General features: G+C 60.2%; 18 protein-coding genes, 1 tRNA gene and 1 pseudogene. 7 read left to right on the top strand and 13 right to left on the bottom strand.

The annotated features are described in order from the left end of the window. Nucleotides 1-69 precede the first annotated feature (69 nt). On the bottom strand, nt 70-936 hold the full coding sequence (gene argB, locus WNE31_RS13615) for an acetylglutamate kinase (protein WP_349980375.1): 867 nt from the start codon (nt 934-936) through the stop codon (nt 70-72). A gap of 113 nt (nt 937-1,049) precedes the next feature. Here argB and WNE31_RS13610 point away from each other — a divergent pair, with 113 nt between their 5' ends. After that, complete coding sequence (locus WNE31_RS13610) at nt 1,050-1,781, top strand: SDR family NAD(P)-dependent oxidoreductase (RefSeq protein WP_349980374.1); 732 nt, start codon at nt 1,050-1,052, stop codon at nt 1,779-1,781. A gap of 24 nt (nt 1,782-1,805) precedes the next feature. Here WNE31_RS13610 and yihA read toward each other — a convergent pair whose 3' ends face one another. The 5 genes from yihA to ttcA all read right to left on the bottom strand — a co-directional run bounded on the left by yihA (nt 1,806) and on the right by ttcA (nt 7,639). Continuing rightward, entirely contained in the window at nt 1,806-2,459 is a 654-nt protein-coding gene (gene yihA, locus WNE31_RS13605; RefSeq protein ID WP_349980373.1) for a ribosome biogenesis GTP-binding protein YihA/YsxC, read from the bottom strand. Then, nucleotides 2,459-3,205 carry an MOSC domain-containing protein gene (locus tag WNE31_RS13600; RefSeq protein ID WP_349980372.1) on the bottom strand — a complete coding sequence of 249 codons (747 nt, stop codon included), beginning with the start codon at nt 3,203-3,205 and terminating at the stop codon, nt 2,459-2,461. The genes yihA and WNE31_RS13600 overlap by 1 nt, the downstream gene beginning before the upstream one ends. Next, on the bottom strand, nt 3,205-5,016 hold the full coding sequence (yidC, locus tag WNE31_RS13595) for a membrane protein insertase YidC (protein ID WP_349980371.1): 1,812 nt from the start codon (nt 5,014-5,016) through the stop codon (nt 3,205-3,207). Before yidC ends, WNE31_RS13600 begins: the two co-directional genes overlap by 1 nt. A gap of 151 nt (nt 5,017-5,167) precedes the next feature. Then, on the bottom strand, nt 5,168-6,706 hold the full coding sequence (locus WNE31_RS13590) for a putative bifunctional diguanylate cyclase/phosphodiesterase (protein ID WP_349980370.1): 1,539 nt from the start codon (nt 6,704-6,706) through the stop codon (nt 5,168-5,170). A gap of 63 nt (nt 6,707-6,769) precedes the next feature. Continuing rightward, the gene (gene ttcA, locus WNE31_RS13585) at nt 6,770-7,639 is read right to left on the bottom strand and encodes a tRNA 2-thiocytidine(32) synthetase TtcA (RefSeq protein ID WP_349980369.1); all 870 of its coding nucleotides are present in this window, start codon (nt 7,637-7,639) and stop codon (nt 6,770-6,772) included. Nucleotides 7,640-7,756: 117 nt separating this feature from the next. On the opposite strand from ttcA, the gene WNE31_RS13580 reads away from it, so the two are divergent. Continuing rightward, entirely contained in the window at nt 7,757-8,284 is a 528-nt protein-coding gene (locus WNE31_RS13580; RefSeq protein ID WP_349980368.1) for a DUF3833 domain-containing protein, read from the top strand. A gap of 57 nt (nt 8,285-8,341) precedes the next feature. Here WNE31_RS13580 and WNE31_RS13575 read toward each other — a convergent pair whose 3' ends face one another. The 6 genes from WNE31_RS13575 to rpmH all read right to left on the bottom strand — a co-directional run bounded on the left by WNE31_RS13575 (nt 8,342) and on the right by rpmH (nt 11,217). Further along, nucleotides 8,342-8,848 (bottom strand): hypothetical protein, encoded by a 507-nt coding sequence (locus tag WNE31_RS13575; protein ID WP_349980367.1) that lies wholly within the window; start codon nt 8,846-8,848, stop codon nt 8,342-8,344. A 53-nt stretch (nt 8,849-8,901) separates the two neighbouring features. After that, nucleotides 8,902-9,204 carry a membrane protein insertion efficiency factor YidD gene (yidD, locus tag WNE31_RS13570; RefSeq protein WP_349980599.1) on the bottom strand — a complete coding sequence of 101 codons (303 nt, stop codon included), beginning with the start codon at nt 9,202-9,204 and terminating at the stop codon, nt 8,902-8,904. Between the two features lie 86 nt (nt 9,205-9,290). Beyond that, nucleotides 9,291-9,950 (bottom strand): hypothetical protein, encoded by a 660-nt coding sequence (locus WNE31_RS13565; RefSeq protein ID WP_349980366.1) that lies wholly within the window; start codon nt 9,948-9,950, stop codon nt 9,291-9,293. A 201-nt stretch (nt 9,951-10,151) separates the two neighbouring features. Beyond that, the gene (locus WNE31_RS13560; RefSeq protein ID WP_349980365.1) at nt 10,152-10,559 is read right to left on the bottom strand and encodes a GFA family protein; all 408 of its coding nucleotides are present in this window, start codon (nt 10,557-10,559) and stop codon (nt 10,152-10,154) included. 74 nt (nt 10,560-10,633) lie between these two features. Next, complete coding sequence (gene rnpA, locus WNE31_RS13555) at nt 10,634-11,056, bottom strand: ribonuclease P protein component (RefSeq protein ID WP_349980364.1); 423 nt, start codon at nt 11,054-11,056, stop codon at nt 10,634-10,636. A 26-nt stretch (nt 11,057-11,082) separates the two neighbouring features. After that, the gene (rpmH, locus tag WNE31_RS13550; protein ID WP_005980833.1) at nt 11,083-11,217 is read right to left on the bottom strand and encodes a 50S ribosomal protein L34; all 135 of its coding nucleotides are present in this window, start codon (nt 11,215-11,217) and stop codon (nt 11,083-11,085) included. 288 nt (nt 11,218-11,505) lie between these two features. Here rpmH and WNE31_RS13545 point away from each other — a divergent pair, with 288 nt between their 5' ends. From WNE31_RS13545 to WNE31_RS13530, 4 genes are all read left to right on the top strand, one after another. Next, a complete protein-coding gene (locus WNE31_RS13545; RefSeq protein WP_349980363.1) occupies nt 11,506-12,237 on the top strand; it encodes a TVP38/TMEM64 family protein in 732 nt (243 codons plus the stop codon). Further along, complete coding sequence (locus tag WNE31_RS13540) at nt 12,237-13,655, top strand: dihydrolipoyl dehydrogenase family protein (protein WP_349980362.1); 1,419 nt, start codon at nt 12,237-12,239, stop codon at nt 13,653-13,655. The genes WNE31_RS13545 and WNE31_RS13540 overlap by 1 nt, the downstream gene beginning before the upstream one ends. 17 nt (nt 13,656-13,672) lie before the next feature. After that, nucleotides 13,673-15,055 carry a sensor histidine kinase gene (locus tag WNE31_RS13535; RefSeq protein ID WP_349980361.1) on the top strand — a complete coding sequence of 461 codons (1,383 nt, stop codon included), beginning with the start codon at nt 13,673-13,675 and terminating at the stop codon, nt 15,053-15,055. 99 nt (nt 15,056-15,154) lie between these two features. Continuing rightward, a tRNA-Arg gene (locus WNE31_RS13530) sits at nt 15,155-15,231 on the top strand. An 893-nt stretch (nt 15,232-16,124) separates the two neighbouring features. On the opposite strand, the pseudogene WNE31_RS13525 reads toward WNE31_RS13530, so the two are convergent. Continuing rightward, a pseudogene (locus WNE31_RS13525) lies at nt 16,125-17,383 on the bottom strand (IS3 family transposase). Nucleotides 17,384-17,893: 510 nt separating this feature from the next. Here WNE31_RS13525 and WNE31_RS13520 point away from each other — a divergent pair. After that, a partial coding sequence (locus tag WNE31_RS13520; RefSeq protein WP_349980360.1) for a peptidoglycan DD-metalloendopeptidase family protein occupies nt 17,894-22,107 on the top strand: 4,214 nt, incomplete at its 3' end.

The raw sequence follows: 22,107 nt of genomic DNA, 5'->3' as shown, positions 1-22,107 counted from the left end.
CGATGTCACCCCCCGTGTCCGGCGGGGGGCGTTGTGAGTAACTTAGGAAAGATGAAGCGGAGGACGGTGTCAGTCGTCGCCCCGGATCAGCGAGCCCGCACCATGTTCGGTGAAGAGTTCCAGAAGGCAGGCATTGGGTGCGCGCCCGTCAAGGATAACCACCGCCCGCACGCCGCCTTCGATGGCATTGAGCGCGGTTTCGGTTTTCGGGATCATGCCACCGGCAATCACGCCTTCCTCGGTCAGGTCGCGGATCTGCTGGGCCTTGAGCTCGGTGATGACGTCACCGGCGGCGTTCTTGACGCCCGCGACATCGGTCAGCAGCAGCAGGCGGTCGGCTTTGAGCGCGGCGGCAATAGCGCCTGCGGCGGTGTCGCCGTTCACGTTGAAGGTTTCGCCGTCGCGGCCCGCACCGAGCGGCGCAATCACGGGGATCGCGTCATTGGCGAACAGGTCATGCAGCAGCTTGGGGTTCATTTTCGACGGGGTGCCGACAAAGCCCAGATCGGGGTTGGTCTGGTCGCAGATCATCAGGTTGGCATCCTTGCCCGACAGGCCCACGGCCTTGCCGCCCTGCCGGTTGATCGCCTGCACGATGCGTTTGTTGACGAGACCGGACAGCACCATTTCAACCACTTCGACGGTGGCGGCATCGGTCACGCGTTTGCCGTTCACGAATTCGGACTGGATGTCGAGTTTGTCGAGCATCGCGTTGATCATCGGCCCGCCGCCATGCACCACGACGGGGTTCACGCCGACCTGCTGCATCAGTACCACGTCGCGGGCGAATTCATCCATCGCCTCGTCGCTGCCCATGGCGTGCCCGCCCAGTTTGATGACGACAATCGCATCCGTGTAGCGCTGCAGGTAAGGCAGGGCCTGTGACAGGGTGCGGGCGGTGGCGATCCAGTCGCGGTTCATATCTTGTTTCTTCATCTTGTGCTGTCCTCTTGGGCGATGTTGTTAGACTGTTGCACCCGCCCTGCCAAGAGGCATTGCCAACCGCGCACAGGCGCGTACCAATGCGGGGCAGAGAAAGGAGGCCGATGATGGCTGATTCCCGTAAAACCCTATTGATTACAGGAGCCAGCCGAGGAATCGGCCACGCCACTGTCCGCCGTTTCAACCGCGAAGGCTGGCGCGTGGTGACCGTGTCACGCACGCCCTGCGCGCCGGAATGTCCGTTTGCCAGCCCCGAGAACCACCTGATGCTGGACCTTTCGGATGCGGCCGATACCGTCAATGCCGTGGGCCAGTTGCAGGAGATGCTGGATGGGCGGCTGGATGCGCTGGTCAACAATGCGGGCGTGTCGCCCAAGGGGCCGGATGGCGCGCGGCTGAACACGCTGAACACAGACCTGATGACATGGGGGCAGGTGGTCCATGTGAATTTCTTTGCCTCGGTGGTTCTGGCGCGCGGGTTGAAGGATGAACTGGCGGCGGCCAAGGGATCGGTGGTGAACATCACCTCGATCGCGGGCAGCCGCGTGCACCCGTTTGCGGGCGCTGCCTATGCCACGTCCAAGGCGGCGCTGGCGGCGCTGACCCGCGAGATGGCGCATGATTTCGGGCCATTGGGGGTGCGGGTCAATGCCATCGCACCGGGCGAGGTGGAAACCTCGATCCTGTCACCGGGCACGGACAAGATCGTGGAAAAGCTGCCGATGCAGCGGCTGGGCCAGCCGGAAGAGGTCGCCGCCGCGATCTATTTCCTGTGCTCGGGCGAGAGTTCCTATATCTCGGGGGCCGAGATCGAGGTGAACGGGGCACAGCACGTCTGAGGCGCGCGCCCGCGCGGGCCGGGCCTAGTCCAGCCCGGCGATGATTGCGCGCAGCGTCGGGATGCCCTCGCCTTTTTCGCTGCTGGTCAGGACGATCTCGGGGAAGGCGGCGGGGTGTTTCGACAGCTTCTCGCGCACCTGCGCCATGACCTTTGCGCGGTCCTTTTCCTTGACCTTGTCGGTCTTGGTCATGACCACCTGAAAGGTGACTGCGGAACTGTCCAAGAGGGACATGATTTCCTCGTCCACGTCCTTGATCCCGTGGCGGGCATCAATCAGCACAAAGGCTCGGCGCAGGGTGGCGCGGCCCGAGAGATACTGTTTCAGCAGCTTCTGCCATTTCTCGATCACCGGCAGGGGCGCGTTGGCATAGCCATAGCCCGGCAGGTCAACAAGGTAATGGCTGTCGGCCAGCGTGAAAAAGTTGATTTCCTGCGTGCGCCCCGGCGTGTTCGAGGCCCGAGCAAGGCGGGTACGGCCCGTCAGGGCGTTGATCAGCGTGGACTTTCCGACGTTGGAGCGGCCTGCGAAACAAACCTCGATCCGGTCGGCGGGGGGCAGGCCGGACATGGCGACCACCCCTTTGAGGAAGTCGCTGTTATTGCCGGCGAACAGCTTGCGGCCGGTTTCGCGCGCGGCATCATCCGGTTCTTCAACGATGGGGAATGGCAATTGCATCAGAGCACCTCGATCCTGTCACCCACCTTGACGGTTCCGCCCTTGGTCACGACGCCGTAAACCCCGAATTCCTGATGGCCGAACACATCGTTCAGCGCCTCGAGCGTGTCGGCATCGCGCACGCCGGTTTCAGGGTTGGCCGTGGTGGCGAGGCAGCGGGTGATTTCCTCGCGGATTTCAAATTCGACGGCGCCAATCCGCAGGGTCTTGCCCGTCCATGTCTTCTCTTCCCACGGGGACAGCCCGTCGAGCAGGATGTTGCCGCGCCAGCGATCCATTGACAGGGGCATCTGCATGGCTGCGGACAGCGCGTCGTTCGAGGCCATGTTGAGGATGCTGACCGAAGGGTAATCGGTGTCGGTCATGCCGCGGTCAGGTACGCGCACGATGCGGGCGGACTGGGCCCGGTCGGCGGGCATCAAGGGGCGTACCCAGTCAAGAAAGCCACGCAGCTGTTTGTCGGGGTCAAAGGTGATCTCGCCCCGGCGTGGATGGGACAGGGTGACCGTGCCCAGCAATTCATCGACGCGCGCGGTGATCGCCATCAGGCCCGGCGCCTTGGCCCCGCGTGAAAAGTTCATGCAGGGCGCCCAGGAGGTTCCGTCGGTGCGCGCAGCCTCGTGCGCCACGGCCCAGCGGCGATCCCAGGGCATGGTTTGCCCCTCAGAAAAAGCAACACGGTCGAGAGATTCCCGACCGTGGCTTTTGATGGGGTGCCGCCAGAGCGCTGCGACGCGGGCGGGCATCAGTCGCCCGCCTTCTCTTTGCGCTTGAAGGACGACTTGATGTTGCCGAACACGTCCGGCTTGTAGCCGTGGCTGCGCATGATCGCGTATTGCTGGGTGAAGGTGATCACGTTGTTGGTGATCCAGTACAGCACCAGCCCCGAGGCAAAGCCGCCCAGCATGAACATGAACACCCATGGCATCCAGGCAAAGATCATCTGCTGGGTCGGGTCGGTGGGCGCGGGGTTCAGTTTCTGTTGCAGCCACATCGAGATTCCGAGCAAGAGCGGCAAGACACCGATGAAGATCAGCGCCATGATCGAGCCTGGTTCAGGTGCGCCGATGGGCAGAAGGCCGAACAGGTTCAGAATCGTGGTCGGGTCAGGCGCCGAAAGGTCGGCAAACGGGCCCAGCCACGGCGCGTGGCGCAGTTCCAGCGTGACAAAGATCACCTTGTAGAGCGAGAAGAAGATCGGGATCTGGATCAGGATCGGCAGGCAGCCCGAGGCGGGGTTCACCTTTTCGCGCTTGTAAAGCTCCATCATGGCCTGCTGCAGCTTCTGGCGGTCATCGCCAGCGGCCTCTTTCAGCTTTTCCATCTGCGGCTGAAGCTCTTTCATCTTGGCCATCGAGGCATAGGATTTATAGGCCAGCGGGAAGACCACGATCTTGATCAGGACGGTCAGGCCGATGATCGCCCAGCCCATGTTGCCGATCAACCCGTTGAGATAGTGCAGAACCGCAAAGATCGGCTTGGTCAGGAAGAAGAACCAGCCCCAGTCGATCGAATCGAGGAACCCCGCAACGCCGTCTTTTTCATAGGCGCGGATTGTGGCCCATTCCTTGGCGCCGGCGAACAGCTGGCTTTCGGTGGTGACGCTGGCGCCGGCGGCAACGGTCAGCGTCGGCATCACGGTTTCGGTCTGGTAGATGTCACGGCGATCATCGTATTTCACGACCGATTTGAACGGCGCGCCCTGTGCGGGGATCATGGTCGCCATCCAGTAATGGTCGGTGAAGCCGATCCAGCCGTTTTCGGACACCTGCGTGACCTCTGCCTTGGCGCCTTCGCGCTGGTCAAAGGCAAAGTCGGCGATGTCGTCATAGTCGATTTCGCTCAGCTCGCCATCGGCCATGCCGACCACGCCTTCGTGCAGGATGAAAAAGTTCTTCAGATCCTCGGGCTCGCCATGGCGGGCCAGAACGCCGTAGGGGGCCAGCGACACGGTGCCCGCACCGGTGTTTTCGACGCTCTGTGCGACCGAAAACATATAGTTCTCGTCGATCGAGATGGTGCGGCTGAAGATCAGGCCGTTGCCGTTGTCCCAGGTCAGTGTGACAGGGCTGTTCTCGGTCAGCTTGGCACCATCGGCGACGGACCAGACGGTGTTGGCGCCGGGCACGTCATCAAGGCCAAGGCCCGCACCGGGGGCCCAGCCATAGAGGGCGTAAAAGGCATTCGGTTCGCCGCGCGGCGACAGGAAGGTGACGGTGGGCGCGCCTTCGTCCAGCGTTTCGCGGTAATCCTTGAGGTGCAGGTCGTCGATGCGCCCACCCAGAAGAGAGATCGAGCCGTCGACGCGCGCGGTTTCGATGTCGATGCGCGGGGTGTCTTCGGTTGCGTCCACCGCAGCCGTGCCGGTGCCGGTGCTGGCCGCGCCCGTCGTGGTGGCGGTCGGGGCCGAGGCGACCGGCTGGGTCGTTTCGCCGGTCACGGCGACGGCGTTGGGATCTTCCACCGGTTCGGGCGGAGGAAACATCACAAACCATACCAAGATCACGACGAAACTGAGCACGGTCGCGAGGATGAGGTTCTTGTTCTGATCGTCCATTGCTGGTGGCCACCTGTCTTTGAAACGTTGGGGTGGTTCAACAGGTGCAGGGCCCAAAGGTCAAGCGGATTCGGGCCATTTGGGGCGGATGCGCTGGGGTCCGTTGCGAAAAATCCGGGTCGCGGAGCCGGCGATCGGGTGCACGCGCGGTTTAGCCTGCGCGGCGGCGCAGGTCCGGCGGCGCGGCGCGCGCGCGGTCATGCGCGGTGATCCAGGGCAGGGTTTCCTCGAACGGCATCGGGCGGGCGACGCCAAAGCCCTGCACATGGGTACAGCCCAGCTGCGCCAGCATGGCGTGTTCGGCGGGGGTTTCGACCCCTTCGGCCAACACATCAAGGTCAAGCTGTTCGGCCATGGTGACGATGGCCGCGACCAGCCGTTGTTGCTGGGGGTCGCTGTCGGCATGGACGACGAAGGACCGGTCGATCTTGAGCCGGTCGACAGACAGGCGACGGATCGAGGAAATCGAGGCATGGCCGGTGCCGAAATCATCCAGATCAATCCGGCACCCGAGCCGCGCCAACCCGTTCACATTGCGCACCACCATATCGTTCGGCGCCCCGGCCACCACGTTTTCCAGCACCTCGACCGAGAGTTGGTCCGGCGTCATGTCGTGGCGTTCAAGCGCGCCGGACACACGATCGACCAGGGTAGGATCAGCGAGATCCTCGGCGGTGAAATTCACGCCGACACTTTCAAGGGAATAACCGGCCTTGCGCCATGTCACGAACGCGTCCAGCGCGCTGGCCAGCATGCGGTTGGACAGCCGCCCAAGCTGCCCTCCCCGATCCATGGCCGGTAGAAAATCCGAGGGCGGCAAGGTGCCGCGGCGCGGGTGTTGCCAGCGGGCCAGCGCCTCGAACCCGGTGACCTGCCCCGTATCGGTAGACACCTGTGGCTGGAACCAGGCGACGATCTCGTCCCGGTCCAGCGCGGCCAGCGCCTCGGCCTCGGAGCGGTCGCGCCGCAATACGCGCTGTTTCATGTCGCTGGAAAAGGTGCGGATCGCGTTGCCGTCGCTGCGCAGCGCCTCTTCCAGAGCAAGGGTCGCGGCCCCGAGAAGCGGTCCGGCCTCGGTCGCGGGAGCGCGGGTTTGCAGGCAAAGGCCGATGCAGCAGACAGGATGCAACGAGACCGCCTGAAGCACCACGGGTTCCTCGATCGCAGTCTGCAGGCGGGTGGCCAGGGTCAGCGCAGCATCCAAATCAAAGCGGCGCACGGGGTCGAGATAGATCGCAAAACGGGCGTCCCCGATCCGCGCGACCATGTCGGTGTCGCGCAGCGCGGCGCGAATCCGGTCGGCGGTGACGCGCAGCGCCTGTTCCGCGGCGCCATCGCCGAACTTGGCCCGCATCCGCGAGACATTGCGCAGCTCGCAGGCAAAGATTCCCGTGGTCAGGCCGGTGTCGGGCAGGGTCGCAAGCGAGGCCGCCATGCCGTCGTGCAACCCGCGTTCGGTCAGGAACCCGGTCAGGGCATCCTGTCCCATCGCCTGTACCGGCGGCGCGGAAGGACGGCGCCCCTGCAGGAGCAAGGGCACCGGCAGGGCGACAGCCGCCACCAGCAGCCAGAATTCCCCGCCGATCCACCAGGCCACGAAAACCAACCCGGACAGGGCAATTGCCGCAAGCCCGCGCAAGGGCAGGGTCAGGCGGGGGTGGTTCAGGAAATGAGCCGGTCGGAAGGTCATGCGGCAGGCACCCAGACAAAAAACAAGTCCGGTCAGCCTAGCCCCCGATCTCTGACGTGTTCGTTAACGCAGTTTGGGAATTTCCGTCTCAATTTGTTCAAATTGAGCAGATCCGCGTATTAAACCAGCAAAATCAAACAGTTTCGGGTCGAGCATATGAGACGGGCGGATGTTCATCAGGGCGCGGAACATGACCTGCCGGCGGCCTGGGCTGTTCTTTTCCCACTGGTCGAGAATCTGTTTCACCTGCTGGCGCTGCAACCCGTCCTGCGACCCGCAGAGGTCACAGGGAATGATCGGATAGTTCATCGCACGCGCGAATTTCTCGCAGTCTTCCTCGGCCACATGGGCCAGCGGGCGATAGACGAACAGGTCGCCTTCCTCGTTCACCAGTTTCGGCGGCATGGTCGCCAAGCGCCCGCCGTGAAACAGGTTCATGAAAAAGGTTTCCAGAATGTCGTCGCGGTGATGGCCCAGCACCACGGCAGAACAACCTTCTTCGCGGGCGATGCGATAGAGATTGCCACGGCGCAGGCGCGAACAGAGCGCGCAATAGGTCCGCCCGGCAGGCACCTTTTCCTTCACGACGGAATAGGTGTCCTGATATTCGATGCGGTGCTCGACCCCCATCTTTTCAAGGAATTCCGGCAATACGGTCGCAGGAAAGTTGGGCTGCCCCTGATCGAGGTTGCAGGCCAGAAGATCGACCGGCAGCAGGCCGCGCCATTTCAACTCGTGCAGCACGGCGAGCAGGGTGTAGGAATCCTTGCCCCCCGACAGGCAGACAAGCCAGCGCGTGCCGCGTTCGATCATGCCATATTGTTCGATGGCCTCGCGCGTTTGGCGCACGATGCGTTTGCGCAGCTTCTTGAAACTGGCCGTAGAGGGCGCGCCGTGAAACAGCGGATGGATATCGTCGAGATCGTCAAGCATGGGCTGGCTTTAGGCGAAAGCGGCGCGCAGGACAAGCGCGCGATCAAACGGCGCGCGGAGTCATCCAAAACCCGCCGATCCCCGTATCAAGGGGACCATCATCAAAGGAAATCCCAAATGCGCCTGATCCTGTTCCTGACCCTGTCCGTCCTGTTGGCCGCCTGCGGTACGCCCAAGCTCGACCAGCCCAAGCTGAGCGGAAAAGAGTTGAACCTTGAAGAGTATTTCGCGGGGCGCACCGTGGCCTATGGCCAGTTTCAGGACATCACCGGGCGCGTGTCGCAGCGGTTCAAGGTCAATATTGACGGGCGCTGGGACGGGCAGACCCTCGTGCTGGATGAACGGTTTGTCTATGCGGACGGGGGCACAGACCGGCGGGTCTGGACCCTGACCAAAACGGGCGCCGAGACCTGGGAAGGGCGCGCCGACGGGGTGCAGGGCGTGGCCCGTGGCGAGGAAAGCGGGGATACGTTCAACTGGCGCTACACGATTGATCTGCCCAAACGCGATGGCACCGGCACGACGCGGGTCAGTTTTGATGACTGGATGTGGTTGCTTGAGGACGGACGGCTGCTCAACCGGGCCTATATGTCCAAGGCCGGGGTGCGGCTGGGCGAAGTGACGATCTTTTTTGAACGCCTCTGAACGGCAAGGACCGGCCCCGTGGGGGACCGGTCCAGCGGTTCTAAAATATGGGGGCGGTTATTCCATCATGGCCTTCTGGTTGCACTCGCGGCCCATCTCGATGGCCTTGAGTGTGCCTTTCAGATCGACGATGAAGCCGAATTCCTTTTCGGGGAACACGACCATTTCATATTGCTTGGCGAAATCCTCGACGAACTGCGGATCATCGGTCAGCACGTAGCCGCCGGAATAGCCCTTGGTGATATTGCCGCGCATGCCGGTGACTTCGCCAGTATAGAGGTTGTCACCCAATAGAATGGCAACGCCTTCCTTGTCGCCTTTCTTGATGTTGGTTTCAGCCTTGGTGAACACGCCGACATAGGCCACGCCGCGATCCTTGGTCAGACCCATCTGCACGACGTTTTCAAGGTCGTCCACGGCCTCGATCATGCAGGATTTCTTTTCATGGTCGATAAAGACGTTCCAGCCTTCGACGCTTCCGAAATGTTCGAATTTGCCCTCGGCGCTGGCGGTGGTAGCGAGGGTCGCAAGAAGGGCGGCGGCAGTCAGGGATTTCAAAGTCATGAGGGCACTCCTGTGGGTGAGCCAGTAAAGGGAATACCGGTGACGATAGCACCTCAGTCCCGTGGGTCCAGCCTGTTCGCGCACTGGCACCCTTTTGACGCCGATCCGCCAGAGGGCGCCCCGGACGGGCGGTCGGGGCCGGGCACGGGATCATAGCCGTCACCGCCCCACGGGTGGCAGCGTCCGATCCGTTTCGCCGCCAGCCAGCTGCCCTTGATTGCCCCGTGTTTTTCCAGCGCCTCCAGCGCATAGACCGAACAGGTGGGCTGATAGCGGCAGTTGAAGCCGACCCACGGGCTGAACACCAGCCGGTAAAACCGAACGGGCAGGGCAAAGATATGGGCAAGCGGGGTCATGGGGGGAATGTAGGGTGTCTGGGTGGCGGGGGAAAGATGCATCACCATTCTCAAAGCGTGGTTGTCTTTTTTGCACACCAAGTCTGTCAATCGGCCTCGTCTTTTGGCTTTAGTGGGCCAATGTTTTCCGCAAACCATTGCATTGCATAGACGCAGGATCCGTTAACTGTGCCTGAAACTCCTTCAGTGTTGTTGGGAAAGTAGCGCCTCGACGTGTAGTAAACACCGACAGCGCAATGCACGTTATTGCCTAGGATAGCCGCGGATTTAAGAAACTTGTTTGTGAACTGATCCTGCGTGCTTCGAGAAGCGACCCACCTTGTATGTTGGGGATCAAAGCTCGAATACTCAATTTGAAACAAGCGGCTTTCACCTGGCGGTATTTGACTGGGCGTTACAGAAAACCCTGCTTCAACAGCGTGAGTCCCTTCTCCGTGGGTAAGTTTAATCGTTAGGTCCAAGTCTCTGACGACAGTGGGAAGATTGCCCAAATTCGCAATAAAGAATGAAAACCCGCCTGCTTCAAAGCGGTCAACTTGAACCACAAGATCGGGTCGAGGGGGTTCTTTCTGCCTGCTGAAGTACAAAGCTGCAAATGATACCAGTAGCGCCAATAGCGAGATCGCAAGAGTGCTCAGGTTGAAAAACGCGTTTACGAAGTATGCGAGTTTGTTCTGGCTGGAGTTACAATGCCGACAAATTTTTGCAGTTTGTAGTATTTCTTCTCCGCATGCATGGCACTTCATTTCGTCGCAAATCCTGCGGTTTTTCCGGTTTCTTCAAATCTTATCGACAAAGATCGTATTCCGAGACCATCAAAAAATGCTGATGACCCAAGGAGCGGCAAAGAAAGGCGTTTCTCGGTCGCGGAAAATGAAAGGTGGCCCCCGTGGCATTCAGGTGCGGCAAGCGGGGCCACCCCAGTGACCCCGCCTGCCCGTGTAGGTTTATCCCGGCATCTTCTCAAACGCGGGGACTCCGTCTTCGAGGAGGGTCGCGTCCATCTTGCTGGAGACATAGACATTTGCCTTGGGGGCAAATTCGGCCTGTTCGTTGATGTTGCCCGCGCGCAGGCCCAGCATGCCGGGGCGGTTCGAGTTCTGCGTGAACATCGGCGTACCGCAGGTGTCGCAGAAATGTTTGGTCATGGTTGAACCGGCGTCGGATTGGTGCTGGAAGGTCTTGGTGGTGCCTGTGACCTCGACGTCGCCCTCTTTCATGAACATCAGCGTGGCATAGGCGCTGCCCGTGGCGTGGCGGCAATCGGTGCAGTGACAGTTTGCCATGACCGGCACCTCGCCATCCGCCTTGAAGGAAATTGCGCCGCAGAGGCATTGTCCGGTGAGTTTTGTCATTTGTGTTCCCTGTGTCCTGTTGAGTGTTGCACAACAAAGCCTAGGGGACTTGCCGCCATCGGCAAAGAGGGATGTCAGCCTTTTGTGCCGTGCAGTTTCTTCAATGCGTAGCGCAGGTCGCCCTGAAGCTGGTCAAAGGGGCGGGCTGCGGTGGCGTCTTTGCGGCCGATCAGCACGTAATCCCAGCCGGGCTTGCCATGGGTGGGCAGAATCAGGCGGGCCACTTCGCGCAAGCGGCGTTTGGCGCGGTTGCGGGCGACGGCATTGCCGACCTTCTTGGAACAGGTAAAGCCCACGCGGATCACGTGGGCGGGCACATCTTCGGTGTCGGTGCGGCGGCGGGCTTGCACCATCATCGCCTGTGTGCCCTGCCGGCGCGCGCGGGCGGCGCGCAGGAAATCGCTGCGGGTTTTCAGAACCTCAAGACAAACGGACACCGCCGGGGGCGTATCCCCTTGGGCGGCGATGCCATCCTCGGGGGCCTCCGGCGGTGTCATGTCCGTCAGAACGTGTGTCGGCGCGCTTATGCGCTCAGCGACTTGCGACCGCGTGCGCGGCGTGCGTTCAGGATCTTGCGGCCTGCTTTGGTGGCCATGCGCGCACGGAAGCCGTGGCGGCGTTTACGAACCAGGTTCGAGGGTTGGTAGGTGCGTTTCATCGCTCCGTCTCCGTATCTGAAGGGCGCCCAGCGACGGAATCGCGGGCCCATGTGCTATTCGAAGCCCGTCCTTTAGGCGGGTTTCCGGGATATGTCAAACACCAGTTCCCCGATTTGCAACAAATCCCCGGGGTTTTTGCCGATCCTTGGCGGGAATGTTTCAAAACACCCCGTGACATGGCGGCGTTATCACGGGAAACCGGCCCAAGATCAAGCGCGCGTGAGGCCCCTGTTGTTTTCCGCGTGTGTCGCGCATTTTGAGAGGAGATGACAAAAGACAGGCCCATCATGAGTGATACCTCACACCCGCGTCCCCGTTCGTTGGGGCGCCTGATTCCCTTTGCCGCCATCGTGACGGTGGCCGCGCTTGGCGCCGTGCTGCTGGGCGATGTGCTGAGTTTCGAGATGCTGCGGGACAACCGCGAATCGCTGATCGCGTATCGCGACGCGCACTATCTGGCGGCGGTGCTGGTGTTCATGGCGGCCTATGTGGGGATCGTGGCCTTTTCGCTGCCCGGTGCGGTGGCGGCGACGCTGACCGGCGGGTTCCTGTTTGGCACCTTTCCCGGCGTGTTGTTCAACGTGTCGGCGGCCACGATTGGCGCGACGGCGATTTTCCTCGCGGCACGCTGGGGGTTTGGTGAACGCATGGCGGCCCGTATGGAAGCGTCCGAGGGGCGGGTGAAACGTATCAAGGACGGGATCGACGAAAACCAATGGTCGATGTTGTTTCTGATCCGGCTGGTGCCTCTGGTGCCGTTTTTCGTGGCCAACCTCGTGCCCGCCGTTGTCGGAGTGCCGCTGCGCCGTTTCGTAATCTCGACCTTTGTCGGCATTATTCCCGGCGGGCTGGTCTATACCTCGGTCGGGGCCGGTCTGGGCGAGGTGTTCGATGCAGGCCAGACGCCCGATCTGGGGATCATCTTTGAGCCGCAGATCCTGTTGCCGATCCTTGGTCTTTGCGCGCTGGCGGCATTGCCCATCGCGATCAAGGCGCTTCGGGGCGGAAAGGACATCTGATGGAGCAGATCAAGACCGATCTTCTGGTCATCGGGGCCGGGTCCGGGGGGCTGTCGGTGGCGGCGGGGGCCGTGCAGATGGGGGCGGATGTGGTCCTGCTGGAAGGGCACCTGATGGGCGGGGACTGCCTGAATTTCGGCTGCGTGCCATCCAAGGCGTTGCTGGCCAGCGGCAAGGTCGCCCATGCACAGGCCCATGCAAGCGCCTTTGGCGTGGCTGACGTGGTGCCGCAGGTGGATTATGCCGCCGCCAAGGATCACGTCGCGGATGTGATTGCACAGATCGAACCCAACGACTCGGTCGAGCGGTTCGAAGGGCTGGGCGTGCGCGTGATCAAGGAATACGGCGCCTTTACGGGCCCGAACACGGTGCAGGCCGGGGCGCACAGCATCACCGCGCGTCGGATCGTGATTGCCACGGGATCAAGCCCGATGGTGCCGCCGATACCCGGTCTGGCGGATGTGCCATACCTGACCAATGAGACCCTGTTCGAATTGCGCGACAAGCCGGCGCATCTGTTGATCATCGGCGGCGGGCCGATCGGCCTTGAAATGGCACAGGCGCACCGGCGGCTGGGCTGTGAAGTCACGGTGATCGAGGGCGACAAAGCACTGGGACGGGATGATCCCGAGATGGCGGCCTTTGTTTTGCAGGCCCTGCGCGACGAAGGGGTGCAGATTGAGGAAAACGCGCTGGCCGAACGGATCAGCGGCACAGCAGGGGCCATCACGGTTGCCGCGAAGGACGGGCGCAGTTTTACCGGGTCGCATCTTCTGGTGGCGGTGGGGCGAAAGCCGAATATCGATACACTGAACCTGTCGGCGGCCGGCATCGACCACACGGGCCGGGGCATCACCGTGGATGACAGTCTCAGGACGTCGAACCGCAAGGTCTATGCTATTGGGGATGTGACGGGCGGTGCGCAGTTCACCCATGTGGCGGGCTATCACGCGGGGGTCATCATCCGCTCGGCCCTGTTCGGGATGCCCGCAAAACAACGTACCGACCATATTCCGCACGCCACCTATACCGACCCTGAACTGGCGCAGATCGGGCTGACCGAGTCTGCAGCGCGTGAAAAATATGGCGACCGGCTCGAGGTGGTGCGGTTCGACCTGCATCACAACGATCGCCTGATTGCCGAGCGCAAGGCCAAGGGGCTGATCAAGGTGATGGTGGTCAAGGGGCGTCCGGTGGGCGTGTCAATTGCGGGCCATCAGGCGGGCGAACATATCAATCTCTGGGCGCTGGTGCTGGCCAACAAGATGAAGATGGGACAGGTCGCCGCCATGGTCAGCCCCTATCCCACGGTGGGTGAGATTGGGAAACGCGCAGCGGGGGCCTATTTCTCACCGAGGTTGTTTGATAATACCAAGATCAAACGGGTGGTCCGGTTCGTGCAACGCTGGCTGCCCTGACACGAAACGGGGCGCGCATGATCAAGACCCTCTCGGGACGGTTCCTTGTTCTGACCATCATCTTCGTGATGCTGGCCGAGATCCTGATTTTCGTGCCGTCGGTGGCGCGGTTCCGCGAGGATTACCTGTTGTCACGCCTTGAACGTGCGCAGATCGCGTCGCTGGCACTGTTGGCCAATGACATGATCGACGCCGAGCTTGAGCAGGAACTGCTGCGCACGGCCGAGGTTTACAACGTGGTGCTGCGGCGTGACGAGATGCGCCAGTTGATGCTGGCCTCGCCCATGCCGCACCCGATCGAGGCGACTTATGATCTGCGCGATCCGGGTGCGATGACGCTGATCCGCGATGCGATGGCACGGCTGTTTGACCCGCAGGACCGCGTGATCCGCGTGATCGGGGCCCCTGTGAAAGAGGCGGGTCTCCTGATCGAGATCACCATGGGCACGGCGGCGCTGCGCATGGCGATGATCGACTATGGCATCAACATCCTGTGGCTTTCGGCGGTGATCTCGGTAATCACGGCGTTTTTCCTGTTTCTCGCGGTGCGTGGGTTCCTTGTGAAGCCGATCAAGGGGGTGGTGCGCTATATGCAATCCTATGCGGCGGCCCCCGAGGATGCGCGGCGCATCATCCAGCCCTCGGCGGGGGTGGTCGAACTGCGCGAGGCGGAAGAGGCGTTGCAGTCGTTGCAGATGGAACTGACTGCGTCTTTGAAACAGAAAGAGCGGCTGGCACAGCTGGGCGGCGCCGTGGCCAAGGTCAGCCACGACTTGCGCAATATCCTGACCTCGGCGCAGTTGTTCACCGACCGGATCGAGACCAGTGAAGACCCGCTGGTGCGACGTCTGGCGCCCAAGCTGGTGAATTCGATCACGCGGGCGGTGCATCTGTGTGAAAGCACGCTGGCCTTTGGCAAGGCCGAGGAGCCGGCGCCGAAACTGACCCATTTCCACCTGATCGAGATCGTCTCGGACGTGATCGACAGCGAACGCCTTGCCGTGGGCGAGTTTGACCTCAGCTTCGCCGAGGACGTGCCCGCGGGGTTGGCGGTGCGGGCCGATCCCGAACAGCTTTATCGCGTGATCGCCAACCTCGTGCGCAATGCGCGGCAGGCGATCATGGCGACGGGGCAGCCGGGCGAGATTTCCGTAGCCGCGCGGGAAGAGGACGATGCGTGGTATATCACCATCAGCGACACCGGCCCCGGCCTGCCGCCCAAGGCACGCGAGCATCTGTTCACGCCGTTCCAGGGCGGTGCCCGCAAGGGCGGCTCGGGGCTTGGGCTGGCGATTTCGTCGGAACTGATGCGCGGGCATGGCGGCACGCTACGGCTGGCGCATTCGGGCGACACGGGCACGATGTTCGAAATCTGCCTGCCCAAAGGGGTGATCGCTTGACCCGATCGCCGGTTTGAAGCGCGCGGAAAAATAACCGCAAGAAAATCCACTTTTGCTCTTGCGACTCTCTGACAGACACTCTAAATCCCCCCTCACCGCGCTCTGGTAGCTCAGCTGGATAGAGTACTTGACTACGAATCAAGGGGTCGGGGGTTCGAATCCTCCCCAGAGCGCCATTACTTTCTAGAAAATGCAATATTTTTTAATGGCGTAAGCTGTTTAGTCGAAATTGGTTCCCCCAATTGTTCCCCCAAAGAGTCTTGGGGAAATACTTGATCTCGTGTTTGTTTTCGCTGACGGGGGGGCAATATCCATCCGTCTTCATTTTCGTGCGGAGCTGATCCTTTTCTGTCATCGCTCGAAAATCTGATGCAAATTGCATTGTCGTTCACGAAAGGATTTTGAAGCGGAACGGAGGGGGGCAGCTTTTGTTGAGAACTGTTTATCTACTGTCAAAATTCGAACGCACAGCGAAACTCAAGACACGAAGCAAAAAACTGAAACTCAACCAAATGGGTGATATCTAAATCACCACATGCCCTTTTGGTTGCGTTCAAGCGTGCTTTTGAATTTGACGCATGTAGTTAACCATCCATTCGATGGCAAAAATGTAGTCAGAAGCTACCGTGCAAAATTCTGATTTGCTGCAAAGAGCCACCAGCCAGATTGGTTTGGTAAAGTTGTTTTAACGCGGGTTTGGATTTGTGGCCTTTCACGCATTTAACACCAAAGAAGCGAGACATTTTTGGACAGCACTTGTGTCCCCATGTCGTCCTATAGCACCCGCGTTTTTAACCGCTTATTGCCCATAGGGAACCTCGTTGAGAATTGGGCCATGAGAGACAGGTCAAGGCTTGTCAGTTCTGGCGGCTGGCGATTGTTTATCCAGCCCTCGCAGATGATGTCGTTGCGCATGATTGAAGTGGGGTCATCAACAGCGCCGATGGTACTCCGGATCGCGCGTGTGTCGCTGATTGAGGCTTGCCGCCCATTGACGGCCACAAAGGCGTGGTATTCGTCGGGGGTGATGCGGCTAACGATGGGGTTGGTCGGCATCCCTCTGATGGGTTCATCCAGCCGCACGGCGAAGTGATGGGTCCAGTTTTGGCGCAGCCCCAGCGGGCCGGGCGGCACGGTTGAGATTGGCGTAAACGGCCGGGGCCACCCCGCCAAGTGATGTGTGTGGTCGCTGCGTGTTGTAATCGATCCTCCAGTTTTCGATGATCTTTCGGGCTTCGGCGAGATTGCTGAAGTTATGCTCATAAAACAATCATCTCGTAGGCGGCCATTAAAACTCTCCACGAACGCGTTTTGCATTGGCTTGCAGGGCGCGATGTAATGCCAGCCAACTCCGGTATCTGGGCACCATCTCATCATAGCATGAGACGTCATTTCCGTTCCGTTGTCAGAAACGATCATATCGGGCCGGCCACGCCGACGGATCAGGTCGTCCAGTTCACGCGTCATCCTCGCGCCGGACTAAGAACAATCCACGACAGTTGCCAGCGCTTCACGCGTGCAGTCATCTACAATACATAACACACGGAACCGCTGCCAATCTTCGAAGGCGTTGGAGACAAAATCCTACGATTCCATTGACCGGCAGGCGATTTTGCAAGGCAAAATCTGCCGAGAGGGGGTGCTGATTGCCGCGATTCGGCACCAGAATGGGCCGCGGTGTGCCCAAAGCCCGCTTGCGTGACCGCCTACGGCGCACCGCCAGCCCTTTCTCGCGAAAGATCCTGAACAGCTGATTGTGGTTCATCTCAAAACCTTCCCTGGCCAGAAAAATCCCAAACGACGATGGCCGAACCGGCGTCATTCATTCGCCGGATCGCGCAACCTTTTGCGTAACGCATCATCACCCTGATCCCGTTTCTGAGACTGAATGACTGACCTATGCAAATCGGCCAATTCGCACGCCCGACGCTCGGACAAGCGGTGCTGTTCCATCACATCGCGCACGGCTCGTCGCTTCACATCAGGCGTAAGTAGTTTTTTGTCGCGAGATCCTTCAATGCGACGCTCGTCCATTGTCCTCAGATCAATGGCGGACAAGGCCTCGCTCCAGCATTGCATCTGCCAACATGTGCTTCAGCTTTCTGTTCTCATCTTCCAGAGCCGGCAGCTCCTTGGCGTCCGACACGTTCATGCCGCCAAACTTGGCGTCGACATTGTCACTCGAACCAATGGCGCTGTAATGATCGACTATTTGTAGAAGGGCGCATCACTGATGCCGCAGCGGCGACAAAGCTCCTGTGCTTTCACGCCCGCTTCGTATTCCCTGATCATTCCAATGATTTGTTCGTCTGAAAATTTACGTTTCATGGTCCATCCTTTCTTGGACGGATTTCTAACAACTCAATGGCCTGATTTCAGGCGACCGGGTCAACGCTTTTCATTGGCGCGACTTACGAACAATGGTCATCTTTCGTGTGCCCTAAGGCACTTCCTGATAACTCGCTATTTGATCAACAGGAGCGTTGGAAGGGTTCTCCTGACGGGCTTTCAACAAGCTTCCAGTGTCTTGTTGGAGGATTTGATATTTAGATAAGTTAGAGGCCGCTACTCAACTATCCCAGTAGTTGTGCTTTCCCTAGGGGCACGTTACGGTCATATTCAGAAATTGATGAATTGAAACCCGGTGTAACGGCTGCAAATGGCATTTTTTCGCGAATTGCGCCGATTGGTTTCAATAGATTTTGACGGAGGTATTTCGCGTGATCTTTCCACAAACAGTGGCGGGCCCGCTTTCAGGCGATGGCCGCCCAAGTCACCAAGGTAGCCCGTCATTTTTTCCGAATAATAGCAGCAACATCTTTATGAGCGAGATGTGTGATGCCTGACAATCCCATTCCCACCGATGGTGACCTCATTCGTCAGTTCAACGCTTACCTCGTTGTCATTCAGTCGCAGTTTCGCAGGCACAGTGATCGGCTTGCTGACAATACGACGGTGTCTGAAATTCTGGCGCTCGAGTCTGTCACCGAGATCGCTCAGGTGCAGCAGATCCACTATGCGCGCCAGCTTCTCATTGACCCCGCGATCACAAGTCTGGCGGATATTGCGCTGTCCGAGGACGGGTATATCCTGATGCCTGACAGCCAGAACGCGTTTCACCGAAGCGGCGATGGGCAGGAAGGCAACATCAAGTGGCTCAGCGCGGATGGCCATCAGGAATTCATAACGCGTGCCATCGCGGACGGATATGAACTCGTCGACGTCCCTGTCAATGTGGGCACGTTCAACTTCGCATCCACCAACGATTTTTTCTATACCGGCCTGGATACCGACTACAACGGGCTGCATTGGGAGTTGGATGTCGCGCCTTGGTTGCGGTTTGGCAACCTGCCCGATGACAGTTCGACAACGGGTGAGCGGGCGGCGCTGCTGCTGGGATCGGGGTTGCCGTATATCGGAGGCCGAATCACCGGATTTCTGGACGGGTTGAACGGCCACATTGATGCACGCCAGAACGGGAGTATCGAGGGCGAAACCCTGTCCGGGCGTACGGGTGTTTCCGACACCGAGAGGAACGACGCGCTTTATGGGTATGGCGGCGATGATACCCTGATCGGTGGCGGCGGGGCGGACCTGCTGGATGGGGGGCGCGGCACGGACACGGCAAGCTATCGCTGGTCGGGGCAAGGGGTAATCGTGGACCTTCGGCCAGGCGCGGCCTCAGTGGATATGGGGGCGAGCGGTCTGCTTACGTTGCAAAACGCCGGGCGGGCCTTTCTTGGCGAAGGATCCGAGAACGGAATTCCGGATATCCTGAACGGTATCGAGAATGTCGAGGGGTCGGATTTCCACGATATTCTGATTGGCAACGCCGAGGCCAACGAGCTTTCGGGTTTTGCCGGCGATGATACCCTGTTCGGAGGCGTCGGGAACGACCTGCTGAATGGGGGCTATGACGAAGACGTCGTGCGCTACATGCATGAGTCCAGCCGCTATGTCATCAGCCGCTCGGGCAATATCGTGACGGTTGATGGCAGCACGGTCGGGGATGGCACGGACACCTTGCAGGATGTGGAAATCCTGCGGTTTTCGGACCGGGATGTGTGGACGGCCACTCTCGGCAACGCAGCGCCGGTTTCGGGCTATGCCAGCAGCTTTCGTGCCCCGGTGGGGAATGGCACGGTCACGCCAGCCCATGATGGCGACGGCTATTACGTGGCGCAGGGGTTTGATGCGTTCAATGCCGATTTCAATGGCCATCACCTCGGGGTCGACTGGAATGGCGAAGGGGGCGGACATTCCGACCTGGGCGACCCGATTTATGCCATTGCCAACGCCACCGTGGTCAGGATTGTGCCGGATCAGTCGGCGGCGACAACCGGATACGGGAATTACGTCATCCTGCGCCATGACTTTGCCGAGCCGACCCTGATCAACGGGCAATCGGTCACGCATGTGCATTCGCTGTATGCCCATCTGGACACGGTTGAGGCGCTGACGTTAGGGCAGGAAATCAGCATTGGCCAGCAGATCGGCACGATGGGAACAACCGGCAACTCGCAGTATGCGCATCTGCACTTCGAGATCACGCTGGGGGACACCCTGCCGACCTCGGGGGGCGGCTATAGCCAGACCGGGGCTGGTGCGGCTTGGGTGGATCCGGTTGCTTTCATCGACAATTTTGTACCCACCGCCCCCACGGGCGCGCCTGATGGGTTGACCGATTCGCAAGCCATTCTTGCCGGCACCTTTCTTGCAAGGGCGGTCTATGGCGGGTCGACCATTCGGGAAGGCTATCGGGGTTCTGAGTATTTCGCTGTAGACCTTGGAAGCGACCGGACCGAGGATCCATTCCGCTATGATGACGACTATACGGGCTATCTCGGCAACCTTTCTTCCAATCCCTGGACGGTGCTGACCACTGAGAACGGGCTTGATCCCGTCTTTTTCCGGTATGCCGGTGAAGCGCTTGGCGATTTCACCGCGGGCGGGCTCTATCAAGGCTATTCCGATCAGAATTCATGGTTCAACGCGTCGAACCATTCTGAGGCGCTGTTGGCCCGTACCAATATTGACGGGACCGAGACCCTTGTTCTCGCCTTCCGCGGGACGGATGGCAGCGACGGCTTGTGGGAAGGACAAACCTTTGTCTGGGGGGCGACGCTGAATTACTACGAGGCCCTGATGCCGCTGATCCGGGCTGCTTTGGCCTATGCATCGGACGAAAACAACGGGATAGACAGCGTTGTGGTTGCCGGGCACAGCCTTGGCGGCACCATGGCCGATCTGTTCAGTGCCATGGGGTCCGGCAACACTTATGGCGAAGGGCTGGGATACCTCGGGGCCGAAGACTTCCAGGACGCGCTCGCTGCACAAGGAACGACCCTTGATGTGGTGTCCTTCGCGTCGGCCGGCCTGGATACCGGGGTTGATGACAGCACGCATTTCGCGGCGCATGTGGCGCTCGGGCCCTCGAATGCCCCCTTTACCCGCAATATCCAGCTGATCCAGAATACCGATTGGTACCATGCGCTTTCCCACTCGCAAGACCGGGTTTATTTTGCCGAAAACGATGCTCTGGACGGTTTGTTCAATAACCTAAGTCCCAACGGGGCCATCGACGGAAACACCAACGTCGCGCTGGACTACCTGTTTCATTTGCCGAATATCGAAAACAACGATGCCGAGTACTATCGACTGGTACACGACCGGAATGTTCTGGATCTGTCGTTTGAACTCAGGGATGAATGGCACGCCCCGACCTATCTGCACGGTTTTGGCGCGGAACATAACAGTGAACTCTACTGGGCCAATGTCGAAGCCTTCTTTCAGGATCCCCTGTTCACCTCTTATGGCGGGCAGTCCATTGTGTTCGGGATCAGCGACTATGGCGCTAGCACGCGGGACTATGATGGCACGCATCTGCCGCTTTTCGGTGCCTATACCGGAGGGTATGGGGCGGACAACGATGTCGGCGACCGGGCGCTTCAGGCGCTGAACGGAGATGCATCCTATGTGCTGGGCCTGTCCGGCAACGACCAACTGCTCGGCGGCGCGGAAGGCGACCTGCTTTCGGGGGGGGCAGGGGCAGACGATCTTTATGGTCATGGCGGGCTGGATATGCTGGATGGTGGCATCGGCAACGATGACCTGTTTGGCGGGGCGGGCAATGACACCCTTGCGGGCGGTGCCGGTTCGGACCGGTTGGTCGGAGGCGCTGGGAGCGATCACCTGACCGGCGGTGCAGGGCGCGACATTTATGTGTTCCAGACTGAGGACTACCCGCCGCAGGCCAGCATCAGCCCGGATCGCATTACCGACTATAACCGGGGCAATACGGGCGTGTTCTCGACGACCGAAGGCGATTTGATCGACCTGTCTGGCATGCGGTTCGACACGGCCAACGGGTTTGGTACCGCTGCAACTGTCCGCCTGCAATCGGCCGGTGCCAGCGCCGACCTGCCGCAGGGGGCCTTGCTGGAGGTCAATACCGGCGACAATGTCTGGCGCGCCCTTGCGCATCTGGACAATGTGCTCGCCGGGCAATCCGTCGAGATTGCCCTGACCGAAGATCAGGCCCAGTCACTGATCGGCACGAGTTTCCGCATCGATGACCCCGGATACGGCACGGCCTGGACGATTTCACCCGAGTCGCAATCTGTCTCCGAGGTGCATGGGCGTACGCTGAGTTTCACAATTACCCGCAGCGCGGCCGACTATGACCAGACTGTATTTGTCTCGACGGTCCAGACCTTCGGCAGCACGAATGAACGCGACTATATCGGCCTTCTGGACGAACGGGTGGACTTCGCCGCCGGTGAACACAGCCAGGACGTAGAGGTGCGCATCCTCGGCAACGCGACCCCGGAATTTACGGAAACCTTCGGCCTGATCGCCCAGTTCGAAGCAGACCCCGACCCCGACCGCTATCTTGCCCTTGCAACCTTCTCGATCCTCGACAATGACACCTTCCCGATCCAGCTGGAGGTCACGGACGGCGACGATGTGGTTGTAGCGGGGTTCCAGCTGGACACCTTGCATGGGGGCGATGGCACGGACCAGCTGACGCTGGATTATTCGGGCGTGTCTGC

The sequence above is a fragment of the Shimia fortis genome (assembly GCF_040225985.1).
Taxonomy (GTDB): domain Bacteria; phylum Pseudomonadota; class Alphaproteobacteria; order Rhodobacterales; family Rhodobacteraceae; genus Shimia.
Note: the sequence above shows the minus strand (reverse complement) of the source record. Positions and strands in the feature narration are given on the sequence as shown.

What these genes read in the sequence shown, in the direction of transcription:
- yihA (WP_349980373.1), bottom strand. Translation starts at nt 2,459, where the DNA reads ATGCAATTGCCATTCCCCATCGTTGAAGAACCGGATGATGCCGCGCGC.
- WNE31_RS13610 (WP_349980374.1), top strand. Translation starts at nt 1,050, where the DNA reads ATGGCTGATTCCCGTAAAACCCTATTGATTACAGGAGCCAGCCGAGGA.
- WNE31_RS13580 (WP_349980368.1), top strand. Translation starts at nt 7,757, where the DNA reads ATGCGCCTGATCCTGTTCCTGACCCTGTCCGTCCTGTTGGCCGCCTGC.
- WNE31_RS13560 (WP_349980365.1), bottom strand. Translation starts at nt 10,559, where the DNA reads ATGACAAAACTCACCGGACAATGCCTCTGCGGCGCAATTTCCTTCAAG.
- WNE31_RS13590 (WP_349980370.1), bottom strand. Translation starts at nt 6,706, where the DNA reads ATGACCTTCCGACCGGCTCATTTCCTGAACCACCCCCGCCTGACCCTG.
- ttcA (WP_349980369.1), bottom strand. Translation starts at nt 7,639, where the DNA reads ATGCTTGACGATCTCGACGATATCCATCCGCTGTTTCACGGCGCGCCC.
- yidC (WP_349980371.1), bottom strand. Translation starts at nt 5,016, where the DNA reads ATGGACGATCAGAACAAGAACCTCATCCTCGCGACCGTGCTCAGTTTC.
- WNE31_RS13545 (WP_349980363.1), top strand. Translation starts at nt 11,506, where the DNA reads ATGAGTGATACCTCACACCCGCGTCCCCGTTCGTTGGGGCGCCTGATT.
- yidD (WP_349980599.1), bottom strand. Translation starts at nt 9,204, where the DNA reads ATGACCCCGCTTGCCCATATCTTTGCCCTGCCCGTTCGGTTTTACCGG.
- rpmH (WP_005980833.1), bottom strand. Translation starts at nt 11,217, where the DNA reads ATGAAACGCACCTACCAACCCTCGAACCTGGTTCGTAAACGCCGCCAC.
- rnpA (WP_349980364.1), bottom strand. Translation starts at nt 11,056, where the DNA reads ATGACACCGCCGGAGGCCCCCGAGGATGGCATCGCCGCCCAAGGGGAT.
- WNE31_RS13575 (WP_349980367.1), bottom strand. Translation starts at nt 8,848, where the DNA reads ATGACTTTGAAATCCCTGACTGCCGCCGCCCTTCTTGCGACCCTCGCT.
- WNE31_RS13600 (WP_349980372.1), bottom strand. Translation starts at nt 3,205, where the DNA reads ATGCCCGCCCGCGTCGCAGCGCTCTGGCGGCACCCCATCAAAAGCCAC.
- WNE31_RS13565 (WP_349980366.1), bottom strand. Translation starts at nt 9,950, where the DNA reads ATGAAGTGCCATGCATGCGGAGAAGAAATACTACAAACTGCAAAAATT.
- WNE31_RS13540 (WP_349980362.1), top strand. Translation starts at nt 12,237, where the DNA reads ATGGAGCAGATCAAGACCGATCTTCTGGTCATCGGGGCCGGGTCCGGG.
- WNE31_RS13535 (WP_349980361.1), top strand. Translation starts at nt 13,673, where the DNA reads ATGATCAAGACCCTCTCGGGACGGTTCCTTGTTCTGACCATCATCTTC.
- argB (WP_349980375.1), bottom strand. Translation starts at nt 936, where the DNA reads ATGAAGAAACAAGATATGAACCGCGACTGGATCGCCACCGCCCGCACC.